The sequence below is a fragment of the Sphingomonas sp. genome (assembly GCF_048594985.1).
In the GTDB taxonomy this organism is placed as follows: domain Bacteria; phylum Pseudomonadota; class Alphaproteobacteria; order Sphingomonadales; family Sphingomonadaceae; genus Sphingomonas_I.
In genome coordinates, this window is the sequence record NZ_JBMDXG010000018.1 from 1 (window position 1) to 10,995 (window position 10,995).

Sequence of the window (10,995 nt, forward strand, 5' to 3'; positions counted from 1 at the left end):
CCGCTCCGGCAGGAAATTGAGCTCCACGGCGGTGAGCGCCAGCTCGTCCGCGAGCTCCGGTGCGGAGACTGCCACCTCCTCCGCGACCCGGTTCAAGGCCGCGTCAAGGCTGAGCCCCGCCTCCGCGCAGATCACGAGCAGGTCGATCGCGTCGGGCAGCGCCTTGCGGATCGCGGCGGTCCGCTTGGCGATGCGGGTCTTCAACCACAGATCGGGCGCCTTGTAGCTCAGCACCAGGCTGGCCGCGACGAAGGCGTAGCGCTTGAGGCCGCCCCACGTCGGGAACCAGCCGATCAGGTACACGCCGACGATCGCGGTGCCGCCGATCGCGATCGGCAGCGCCAGCCGCCCGAAGATCACCGCCACCGCCGCGTCGTTCGATCGGATGCCCGCCTGCATCAGCCGCGCCTGCACTTCCCGCACCTGCTGGTCCTGAAGGACGCGGAAGCCCGCGAGCAGGCCGCGCATCCGGTCGGTCGTGCGGTTGGTCTGCATCAGCCGCGAGCGGCGGCGGGGCGAGGCGGTGAGGCCCGCCTTGAGCTGCTCGCGCCGTTCGTTGAGCGCCTTGACCCGCTTGGCCATCGGATCGTGGATCGTCGTCGCGGCATGGACCGCGACGAGCAGGGCGAAGACGGCCGCCGCCGACAACAGGGTCGCCATATCGATCAGGCCGACGCCGAGGATATTCGCGCCCAATGCCTCAGACCTCGAACCGGATCATCTTGGCCATGATCAGCACGCCGATCGCCATCCACACCAGCCCGCCGATCAGCGCCACTGTCAGGCGTGGATCGGTGAAGAAGGCGCCCATGTAGCCGGGGCTAACATACCAGATCAGCAGGAAGACGAGGAACGGCAGCGCGCCGATGATGTACGCGGACGCGCGCGATTCGGACGACATCGCGCCGACCTTGAGCTTCATCTGCAGGCGCTTGCGCAGCACGTCGGCCAGGTTGCCCAGCGTCTCTGCCAGATTGCCGCCGGTCTCGCGCTGGATGGCGAGCGTGATGACGAAGAACTGGAATTCAGGTGTCGGAAGCCGGTCGGCGGTCTCCTGTAGCGACGCCTCCATCGTCCTGCCGATCCGGATGCGGTCGGCGATGCCGCGAAACTCCACGCCGACCGGATCGGGAACTTCGCTGCCCACCAGCGAGAGCGTCTCGCTGATCGGCAGGCCGGAGCGCAGGCCGCGCACGAGCAGCTCGATCGCGTCTGGAAAGCGCGCGAGGAAGCGCGCGATCCTCCGTTCGATCAGCCGGCCGACCAGCAGGTGCGGCGCGCCCGCGCCGATCAGCAGCCCGACGAGGACGGTGAGCAGCACCGGCATGCCCGACAGCGCGAGCATGACCCACGTCGCGACCGCCAGTCCCCCGCAGACCAGCGCATAACCGCCCAGCCCCCAATTGCGCCCCGTGGCCTGAAGCCGGCGGCGCAGCAGATCGGGATTGGGAATCAAGGTCTGGAATGTCTGGTCGAGCCGCGTCGCGCGCTGGAGGTCGATCCGGCGAAGCTGGGTTTCGGCCGATCCCGTGCCGATGCGGTGCCGCGCGCGGATCGCGTCCAGCCGCCGCTTGGGCGCGTTGCGCGCGGTCCGGCGCTCCATCGCCACCGCCGCGACGATCAGGCCGAGCCCGGTTAGGAAGAGCAGCGCGATCAGCACCCGGCCCGCGCCCTCACTTGCCGGGCTTGCGCAGGAAGTCGGCGGCGCGCTTCGCCAACTTGTCGAGCAGCGAGTCCATGGATGCCGGTGCCGCCCCTTCCTCGCTCAGCAGAAGGGTGGCGATCTCGGCCAGCGCCTGGCCCGGCTTGCTGCCCCGCGCGGTCTCGGCGAGCGGCTTGCCCAGTCGCGCGGCCTGCGTCGCGAGCTTGGCGTCGAGCGGCAGCGCCACGTCGATCGCGCGTTCGACGGATGCCTCGAACTCGTTGCGCGCGACCTCCTCCTGCCCCGTGGCCGGAACCTTGTTGGCGACGAGGATGGTGCGCGTGGCGGGTGCATTGGCGCGCAACCATGACAGGATACGGATCGTGTCGCGCGTCGCCGCGAGCGTCAGATCGGCCACCACCACCGCGACCGCGACATCGCGCAGCAGCCCGGGATGCTGGACCATCACATGGCGCGGCAGGTCGATCACCGTGCAGGCCACCGCCCCGCGCAATTCGTCCTGCAGATGGAAGAAGGCCGCGCCGTCGCCACTCATCGGCTGCGTGATCGGCGCCTCCGCCGACAGCACGCCCAGCCTGGGGCTCGCCTGAACCAGCGCGCGTTCGAGGAACAGCCCGTCGATCCGGCTGGGATTCTCGATCGCGTCGGTCAGTCCCCGTCCAGGCTCGAGGTCGAGCGCCAGCGCCGCCGTGCCGAACTGCATGTCGAGGTCGAGCAACGCGGTCGCGCGATCCTGTTCGGACACCAGCCATGCGAGCGAGGTGGCGACGGTCGACGCGCCCACGCCGCCGCGCACGCCGATCACCGCCGCCATCAAATGCGGCTGTGCGGTGTCGGTCTCGCCCCCGCGCGCACCGCTCTGCGCGGTCTGCGCGTCGACGATCGCCTGATGAAGCTGTTCCTGCGTCAGCGGCTTCAACAGATAGTCGGTGATGCCGTTGGCGATCAGCGCGCGATAGAGCTGAACGTCGTTGGTCGTCCCGCAGGCGAGGACGATCGTCCCCGGCTCGCACACCTCGGCCAGCGCGTTGATGTCGTCCAGCGGCTCGGACGAGGTGCTGAGATCGACCAGAAGGACGGACGGACTGGGCGACACCGCGAGCGACTGGACCGCATAGTGGACGCCGCCATTGTTGATCCGTTCGAGCGGCCAGCCGAATGACAGCGCCGTCGCGCGCGCCACATCCTCGGTATCGAGATCGCTCAGGAATGCGCTGAACGGATCGCGCAGGCTGCCGCGCGGATTGAAGGGCGCGTTCATCGCGGCCCCCCGGAACTGCCGCCCGCCGCGCCGCCGGTCGATTCGCGCACGGTCGTGGTCCACTGCTTCGATGTCGGCTCGACCTCGCGCCACGCCTTGATCGATCGCGCCGGAACCTCGGACGGGCCGGCCCCCGCGTCGCGCCCCTGGATCAGGTCATTCGGATCGGCGATCATCGCCGCAAGGTTGGTGCCCGCCGCGCAGCCGAAATTGCTGTCCGTCCGCGCCGCCGAATCGCTTCCCGCGCTGCTCCAGTCGGGACAGTTGGGGACGTGCGCGCGGCCATCGACGACGACCGGGCGATGGATCGAGCTCACGCCTTCATTCCCCGGCCCGGTCATGCACCCGCCAAGCAGCGCGGGTGCCGCGCAGGCGGCGATCAGGCGGCGGGGCAGGGGACGCGTCATCTCACTTCCCTCCGGTGGCGGGCGGCACGGCGGGCTCGCCGCGATAGGTGGTGCCGTTCAGGACGCGATCGGCGTCGCTCGGCGCGCGATAGCCGTCGGTCGGCAGCGCCAGCGCGGACGCGGTGGCGGGGCGCACCAGATAGGGCGTGACGATGATGACCAGCTCGGTCTGGCGGCGGCGGAAGCTGTTCGACCGGAACAGCGCGCCGATGATCGGCAGATTGCCCAGGCCCGGCGCGCGATCGGTCGCATTCTCGGTATTGTTGTTCAGCAGGCCGCCGATCATGAACGACTGGCCAGATCCCAGCTCGATCGTGGTTTCGGCGCGGCGCGTAGTGACCGCCGGCACGGTGAATTCGTTGAGCCGCACCCCGTTCGCGGCGTCGAGCTGCGACACTTCGGGCCGGACCTTGAGCGCGATCCGCCCCCCGCTCATCACGGTCGGCGTGAAGGCCAGGCTGACGCCATATTGCTTATATTCGACCGAGACCGCGCCGAACCCTTGGCTGATCGGCACCGGAATTTCCCCGCCCGCCAGGAAGCTCGCGGTCTCGCCCGACAAAGCGGTCAGGTTCGGCTCGGCCAGCGTGGTGACGAGCCCGTCGCGTTCCGCCAGGTCGAGCGTGCCCATCAGGTCCATGCCCAGCAGATGCCCGGCGAGGCCCAGCGTGGTCGCCCCGGCCTTGTTGTTGAACGCGTAGCGCGTCGCGCCGTCGACCGTCGTGATCGTGCCCGGCGATCCCTGCCCGATCCCGAACAGGAAGCCGCCGCTCGTGTCGCGGCTCAACAGATTGACCCCGATCGACTTGACGAGGTCGCGATTCACCTCCGCCACGCGCACCTGGAGATTGACCTGCAGCGGGGTCGGCGTGCGCAGGCGGTTCACCACCTGCGCGCCGGCCGCGAACGCTTCGGTCAGGCGCTGCGCCTCCTCGACATCCTTGGGATTGGCGACGGTTCCGGTCAGCAGCACCATCCCGCTCACGGGGGTCGCGACGATGTCCGATTCGGGCATCACGGCTTTCAGCATCGCGCCGACGCCGGCGATGTTGTTGCCGACGCGGACGTTGCTCGACCAGACCACCGCGCCGCTGCGGTCGGTCGCGTAGACGGTCGTCTCGCCCGGCGTCTTGGCGAACAGGTACAGCGCGCTCGTGCCCTTCACCTGCACGTCCGCGATCCGGTCGTCGGCGACGAACATCTCGGTCATCGGCCGGGCGAGCCGGACGAGCTGCCCCTGGCCGACCGACAGCGTGATGACGCGCGTGGGGATTTCGGCGCGATTGCCGGTCGCGGGCTCGGCGGCTTGCGCGCGCACCGGGTCGGGCGCGATCAGCGTGGAGGTCGCCATCGCCGCGATGAAGATCGGCATGCCGGCGCGCAGCAGGGTCCGGGTCGGCGTCATCTCAATTCCTCGCCACGGACACGTCGCTCACGCGGTCGCCGCGCGCGACGGTGACGACCGGGCCGCGCGGGCGCGGCGCGGGGGATGCGGGGCCCGTCGCGACGGGGACGAACGGGGCGGGCGCCTCGGGGCGGCTAGGCACGGTGCGCGGCTGGTAGCGGGATACGTCGCCGCCCGTGGTCGCGGTGACATGGCCATATTGGGGGCGCGACGCGATCTCCATCAGCATCGCGCGCTCGCTCTTCGCGTCGGTCGGCGCATCGACCTCGCCATTGGCGATCAGCCGCTCCAGCTCCATCCGGTCGTCGGCGATCGATCGCAGCGACAGCGACAGCGTGCCGACGGTCTGCGCGACCGCGATCTCCTCGGCCAGCTTGGGCGTGGCTTCCAGCGTGACGTTGGAAAAGGTGGTGACGATCGTCTTGCCTTCGGCGTCGCTGGTCTTGTCGGTCTTCTGGTCGGTGGCCAGCACGCGCATGTTGCGCACGATCGTCTCGCTGGCGCGCAGCGGGGGGCCGTCGCCGCCGCCGCGAACCTCCTGCGTCAGGATCACGTCGACGCGGTCGCCGGGAAAGACGAACCCCGCGACGCCGGCGGCGGCCGTGACCGAGATCGAGATGGCGCGCATGCCGGGTGCGAGCGCGGCGGCCAGGAATCCCCGGTCGCCCGGCTTGATCAGCGCCCCCTGCGTGACCGGCTGGCCCGCGGTCACGGCATAGCGGACCACCGTGCCGATCAGTTGCTGCTGGTCGGGCTGCTGCCCGCGGATGAAATAGGCCTGGTCGACCAGCTGGCTCGGCCACGGCTGGTAACGGACCGCGTCGGGGCCGATGATCGTGCCCACGGGCAGCGTCCGCGTCGCGACCAGCACTTCGGGGCCGCTGGCCGGCGCGGGCGCGCTGACGGCAACCGGCTGTGCGCCCGCGCCGCTGAACAGGTTGCGCGCCATCATCGCGCACACGACGGCGAACAGCAAAGCGCCCGCCATCATCATCACGCCCCGCACGTTCATGCCACGCAACACCCCTCGCGCCGGCCGGATGGCCGCTGGGCGCGCTATGCGGCGAGGGTGGTTAAGATATGGTTTGTCACGATTGGCAACGCCGCCGTCACGATCGCCAGCCCGTAGGGGATTTCCAGCGTCCGCCTGTCCCCGCGCAGCCGGTGGATCAACAGCATCGCCAGCGTCAGCAGGCCGCCGGCCAGCGCCATCCAGAACAGGAGCGCCATCATCGTGCCGGGCGACAGCCACAGCGCAAGCGCCGTCAGCAGCTTGACGTCGCCCCCGCCCATCAGCCCGAGCGCGAAGCAGCCGCCGAAGAGGATCAGCACCGCCGCCGCCATCCCGACCCGGACGAGCATGTCGCCCGCGTCCAGCCCAGCCGCGAACCACCACAAAAGCGCCAGCAGCGCGATCGTGAGGTTCAGCCGGTTGGAGATCAACCGCGCGCGCATGTCGGTCGCCGCCGCGCGCAACAGGAGCGCGGCGAGCATGGCGAGCAACCCGGTCGTCGCGATCTGCATGCACGTCCCCCTAGACGCGACCGCTTGCCAAACCGTAACCGCGTCGCCGTGAGCATCGTCGCGGATATCGCCATCGTCGGCGCGGGGATGGCGGGCGCCAGCCTCGCCGCCATGATCGGCGATCGCGCGCGCGTGGTGCTGGTCGAGGGGGAGGCCCAGCCCGGCTACCATGCGACCGGCCGCTCGGCGGCCTTCTGGCAGGAAAGCTATGGTGGCCCGGGCGTCCAGCCGCTCACCACCGCGTCGGGCCCGTGGCTGGAGCGTGCGGGGATGCTGCACCCGCGTGGCACCGTCCATATCGCCGATGCCGATGGGCAGGGGGCGCTGGACGCGCTCGCGGCGGAACTGGCGGCGTGCGGGATCGAATCCGCCGCGCTCGATCGGGCCGCGCTGGAGGCGGCGGTGCCCGGCATCCGCCCCATCTATACCCGCGCGATCACCGAGCCCACGTGCCGCGACATCGATGTCGGCGGGCTGCACGCCGCGTTCCTGGCGCAGGCGCGCGCCGCTGGCACAGTGCTGCTGCCCGATGCCCGGGTCGATGGCGCGATACGCGACGCGTCCGGCTGGCGGCTCGACACGCGCGCCGGGCAGGTGCGCGCGGCGGTGATGGTGAATGCCGCCGGCGCCTGGGCATCACCGCTCGCGGCAATGGCCGGCGCGACCCCGATCGCGATCCAGCCCTATCGCCGCACCGTCGTCCAGCTCGCGGTCGATCCGCCCGCCGCGCCGACCTCCCCTTTGGTGATGGACGCGCGCGGCCTGTTCTATTTCAAGCCCGAAGCAGGCGGGCGGCTATGGCTCTCGCCGCATGACGAGACGCCCGTCGATCCGCACGATGTCGCGCCCGAGGAGCTGGACGTGGCGGTCGCGATCGACCGCCTCGAACGCGCGGTCGACTGGCGCGTCACCCGGCGCGAGCGGGCCTGGGCGGGTCTGCGCAGCTTCGCGCCCGATCGTCTGCCCGTCTACGGCTTCGACGCGTGCGCGCCGGGCTTCTTCTGGTGCGCGGGGCAGGGCGGATTCGGCATCCAGACCGCGCCCGCCGCCGCGATGCTGGCGGCCGCTCTGCTGCTCGGCGAGAGCCTGCCCGATGCCGTCGCGGCGATCGATCCCGGCCGCTATGCGCCGGACCGCTTTCAGCGCGCGGGGTAGCGCAGCCGGCCGAGGAACCGCGCGACGTTGAAATGGCGGTCGGGATCGGGGCGCAGCTGCGCCTTCAGTTTCTCGAACTGCATCACCTCGCCGATGCGGCGGTCGAGGAAGGCGCGCGTGCCGGCATGGTCCTCGCTCTCGTCGTCGAGGAAGGCGAGCAGGGTCGCGCCATAGACCCCCGCCAGCGTCAGCCGCTTGGTATAATGTGCAAAGCCGGTCGCATTGTCGCCGGCCAGCCGCCACATCGCATCCGCCGCCCGCCACGCCAGACGCGCGCCCGTCGCGACATTCTGCGGCATGGCGAGGATGGCGAGCGCGCGGCGCAGCGCGTCCTTGTGCGGGGCGACCACCTCGATCCGCGTCAGCACCAAAGCGGCGATCCGCTCGCGAATCCGCATTGCGGCCAGCCGCTCGGGCGGTAGCGCCTCCGCCATCCGGGCGTCGACATGGCCGAACCACGCGTCGATCATCGGCACCGCCCCGTCGGGAAAGGCGAGCGCGGCGCGCTCCGCCGGCACGCCGATCGCGCGCGCGGCGGCGGCCAGCGCGGCGTCGGACCAGCCGTCGAACACCGCCTCGGCCGCGATCGGCCCGGCCAGCGCGTCGCGCAGTTCGTCGAGGGTCATGTCGATGGGGGCGGTCATGCGCCCGGGTTTACCGCCTTCTCCGCCGCCGGCAAGCGCGGGCCGGTGCCGCGCACCAGCAGCACCGCCGCCGCGATCGCGATCGCCCCGATCCCGTCCACCGGCGTCAGCGCCTCGCCATAGGCGATCCAGCCGATCGTCGCCGCCACGATCGGCTGGGTCAGCAGCATCACGCCCACCAGCAGCGGCGGCACGCGCGTGACCGCGTAGAGGATCAGGCCCTGCCCGACGAGTTGGCTGCCGATCGACATCAGCACGAGCGCGGTCCAGTCGCGCGGCCAGATCGTATCCTCCAGCCGCAGCGCCGCCGCCAGCAGAACGGGGGTGCCGACCGCCACCGCCCAGGTCAGCGTCCGGATCGGCCCCAGCGCCGTGCGCGCCCGGTCCGCCGCGATCAGGTAGGCGGTATAGGCCAGCCCCGCGCCCATGCAGATCAGGTCCCCGGCCAGATTGCGCGCCGACAATTCGTAGGAGCGGCCGAACAGCAGGCCCGCGCCCGCCGCCGCGAGCAGCAATGCGAACGCCTGCCGCCGGCTCGGCGCTCGTCGCGCCGCAACGAAGCCGTAGAGCGGGAACAGGATCGCGGTGACGTTGCCCAGCAACGTGGCGTTGGCGAGGCGGGTATGGAGGATGCCGATATGCCACAGCCCCAGGTCAGCGGCGAAGAAGAGCCCCGACAGCATCGCCGCCGCGACCACGGCTTTCCGTGCGCCCGCCGGCGGCCCCGCCTCGCGCATCGCGGCGAAGGCCAGCACGGGTAGCGCGAGCGCCAGCCGCCAGAAGCCGGACGTGACCGGGCCGACGCCGCCGTCGCGCTCCGCCAGCCGGACGAGCCAAGGCCCGCACGCCAGCGCGACGTTCGCCGCCAGCAAGGCGAGCGCGGCAAGGTTCAGGCGACTCGGATGTGCGGCTGCGGTCATGCGCCGGCCCTAGCGTGGATCGCGCCCCGATCCATGCTGCCCTGTCGCGCCGCCGCAGGGCAAAAAAAAGGGCCGGCGAACCGGCCCTGATAAGTTTTTAGGAGAGGATGCCTGAAAGGCACGTCCTTTCTGGCTCGTTAAGTGCGGTGCCGCAAGTCCCTTTTGTGCAGTGCAATGTAATTAATTTGCACTTTTGCGACGAACGAAGGTGCCCAAGCCCTGATCGGTGCCGCACAGCCGGTCCCAGAACCGGAAATAGAGCCCGTAATTGCAGCGGTAATGCGTGTGGTGGCGGTGGTGGTGAGTCGCGGTGATCAGCCAGCGTCCCGCGCGTCCCTCCACCAGCCGGCGGGGAAACAGCTCCCACCCCATATGGTTGGTCACGCCCATCACCGTCATGATCGTCAGCACCAGCCCCAGCATCGCGACATGGATCGGCACGACGAAGACGAGCGCGGGGATCACGATCGCGCCGGTCAGCGCCTCGGTCGGGTGGAAGCTCATCGCCGCCCACGCGGTGGGAGGGCGGCTGGCATGGTGGACGGCGTGCATCCGCCTGAACAGGCGGGGATCGTGCATCGCGCGGTGCGTCCAGTAGAACCACGTGTCGTGGAGCAGCAGGTAGGCGAGCACCGATAGCGGCATCCACCACAGCGGGTAGGCCTGCGGATCGTCATAGATCCGCGTCCAGCCATGTGCCCGCCAGCCCCACGCGACGATCCCCGCAGGCGCGCCGTAGATCGCGGCGGAGGCAAGGCTCCAGCCGATCTCGCTCCGGATCTGCCGCGCCTGCCCCGCATAGAGGCCGGGCTGCTTCAGCCGCGTGGCGAGCGCGAACCCCCCGCTCGCGGCGAGATAGCGCACGGCGACGATCGCCGTCATGGTCAGGGCCGCAAACAGCGCCGGTAGGATCATGGCACCGCTATAGGCGCAGCCCATGCTTATGGGTAGAAGCCCCGGCGATGATCGAAACGGACGTGCTGATCGCGGGCGGCGGCCTGTCCGGGGGATTGCTGGCGCTGGCGCTGGCGGAGCGCCGGCCCGACCTGCGGGTGCTGCTCGCCGATCCGGGCGCGCGTCTCGGCGGCAACCATATCTGGTCCTTCTTCGACAGCGACGTCGATCCGGCGATGCGCTGGCTGGTCGATCCGCTGGTCGCGCGGCGCTGGGTCGGCAACGACGTGCGCTTTCCCGGCCACCGCCGGACGCTTTCGGGCGGTTATCATTCGATCGAATCCGAACGGCTCGATGCGGCGGTGCGCGCCGCCTTGCCCCCGGCGGCGATCGCGGCGCAGGCGGTGACTGCGCTCACGGCGGGCGGCGCGAGGCTGGCGGACGGGACGCCGATCGCCGCGCGCGCCGTGATCGACGCGCGCAATATGGGCGACGCGCGTGCCCTCCATTTCGGCTGGCAGAAGTTCGTCGGCCGCATGTTGCGCCTGGCCGCCCCGCACGGGCTGACCCGCCCGGTCATCATGGATGCGACGGTCGATCAGGCGGAGGGCTATCGCTTCGTCTACCTGCTCCCGTTCGACGAAAACCGCCTGTTCGTCGAGGATACCTATTACACGACCGGCCCCGAACTCGACGTGCCCGATCTGCGTCGCCGCATCGATGCCTATGTCGCCGGCCATGGCTGGACCGTCGCTTCGGTCGAGCGGGAGGAGGCGGCCGCGCTGCCGATCGCGCTGAGCGGCGACTTCGACGCCTTCTGGCCGCGCGCCGACCCCGTGCCGCGCATCGGCATGGCGGCGGGGCTGTTCCACCCGGTGACGGGCTATTCGCTGCCCGACGCGGTGCGCACGGTCGCCCTGATCCTGCGCCAGCCCCGGATCGATTCGGCCGCCCTCGCATCCGCCACGCGCGATCATGCCGCGCGGGCGTGGCGGACCCGCGGCTTCTATCGCCTGCTCGCGCGGATGCTGTTCCTCGCCGCCGATCCGCCCGACCGCTACCGCCTGCTCGAACGCTTCTATCGCCTCGATGAGGGGCTGGTGGCGCGTTTCTACGCGGGCC

General features: G+C 70.7%; 12 protein-coding genes. 2 read left to right on the forward strand and 10 right to left on the reverse strand.

All coding sequences use genetic code 11. The features are described from left to right. The 7 genes from ACOJSF_RS00605 to ACOJSF_RS00635 all read right to left on the reverse strand — a co-directional run. Positions 1 to 696: type II secretion system F family protein (locus tag ACOJSF_RS00605; protein ID WP_420140304.1), on the reverse strand; the 696-nt coding region annotated here is incomplete at its 3' end. 4 nt (positions 697 to 700) lie between these two features. Further along, the gene (locus tag ACOJSF_RS00610; RefSeq protein WP_420140305.1) at positions 701 to 1,660 is read right to left on the reverse strand and encodes a type II secretion system F family protein; all 960 of its coding nucleotides are present in this window, start codon (positions 1,658 to 1,660) and stop codon (positions 701 to 703) included. 13 nt (positions 1,661 to 1,673) lie between these two features. Then, positions 1,674 to 2,924 carry a pilus assembly protein CpaE gene (locus ACOJSF_RS00615; RefSeq protein WP_420140306.1) on the reverse strand — a complete coding sequence of 417 codons (1,251 nt, stop codon included), beginning with the start codon at positions 2,922 to 2,924 and terminating at the stop codon, positions 1,674 to 1,676. Further along, on the reverse strand, positions 2,921 to 3,331 hold the full coding sequence (locus ACOJSF_RS00620; protein WP_420140307.1) for a CpaD family pilus assembly lipoprotein: 411 nt from the start codon (positions 3,329 to 3,331) through the stop codon (positions 2,921 to 2,923). The genes ACOJSF_RS00615 and ACOJSF_RS00620 overlap by 4 nt, the downstream gene beginning before the upstream one ends. 1 nt (position 3,332) lies before the next feature. Continuing rightward, entirely contained in the window at positions 3,333 to 4,736 is a 1,404-nt protein-coding gene (locus ACOJSF_RS00625) for a type II and III secretion system protein family protein (RefSeq protein WP_420140308.1), read from the reverse strand. 1 nt (position 4,737) lies between these two features. Next, positions 4,738 to 5,748 (reverse strand): Flp pilus assembly protein CpaB, encoded by a 1,011-nt coding sequence (gene cpaB, locus ACOJSF_RS00630; RefSeq protein ID WP_420140309.1) that lies wholly within the window; start codon positions 5,746 to 5,748, stop codon positions 4,738 to 4,740. A gap of 44 nt (positions 5,749 to 5,792) precedes the next feature. Next, the gene (locus tag ACOJSF_RS00635; protein ID WP_420140310.1) at positions 5,793 to 6,260 is read right to left on the reverse strand and encodes an A24 family peptidase; all 468 of its coding nucleotides are present in this window, start codon (positions 6,258 to 6,260) and stop codon (positions 5,793 to 5,795) included. A 48-nt stretch (positions 6,261 to 6,308) separates the two neighbouring features. Between ACOJSF_RS00635 and ACOJSF_RS00640 the strand changes: the two genes are divergently transcribed. Further along, positions 6,309 to 7,415 (forward strand): NAD(P)/FAD-dependent oxidoreductase, encoded by a 1,107-nt coding sequence (locus ACOJSF_RS00640; protein ID WP_420140311.1) that lies wholly within the window; start codon positions 6,309 to 6,311, stop codon positions 7,413 to 7,415. On the opposite strand, the gene ACOJSF_RS00645 is transcribed toward ACOJSF_RS00640, so the two are convergent. From ACOJSF_RS00645 to ACOJSF_RS00655, 3 genes are all read right to left on the reverse strand, one after another. Next, the gene (locus ACOJSF_RS00645) at positions 7,400 to 8,059 is read right to left on the reverse strand and encodes a COQ9 family protein (RefSeq protein WP_420140312.1); all 660 of its coding nucleotides are present in this window, start codon (positions 8,057 to 8,059) and stop codon (positions 7,400 to 7,402) included. The two genes, ACOJSF_RS00640 and ACOJSF_RS00645, sit on opposite strands and share 16 nt — an antisense overlap. Then, positions 8,056 to 8,979, reverse strand: a complete 924-nt coding sequence (locus tag ACOJSF_RS00650) for a DMT family transporter (RefSeq protein ID WP_420140313.1) — start codon at positions 8,977 to 8,979, stop codon at positions 8,056 to 8,058. The genes ACOJSF_RS00645 and ACOJSF_RS00650 overlap by 4 nt, the downstream gene beginning before the upstream one ends. Before the next feature lie 180 nt (positions 8,980 to 9,159). Further along, the gene (locus ACOJSF_RS00655) at positions 9,160 to 9,894 is read right to left on the reverse strand and encodes a sterol desaturase family protein (protein WP_420140314.1); all 735 of its coding nucleotides are present in this window, start codon (positions 9,892 to 9,894) and stop codon (positions 9,160 to 9,162) included. 47 nt (positions 9,895 to 9,941) lie between these two features. On the opposite strand from ACOJSF_RS00655, the gene crtY reads away from it, so the two are divergent. Continuing rightward, on the forward strand, positions 9,942 to 10,995 hold a 1,054-nt coding region (gene crtY, locus ACOJSF_RS00660; protein WP_420140315.1), incomplete at its 3' end, for a lycopene beta-cyclase CrtY.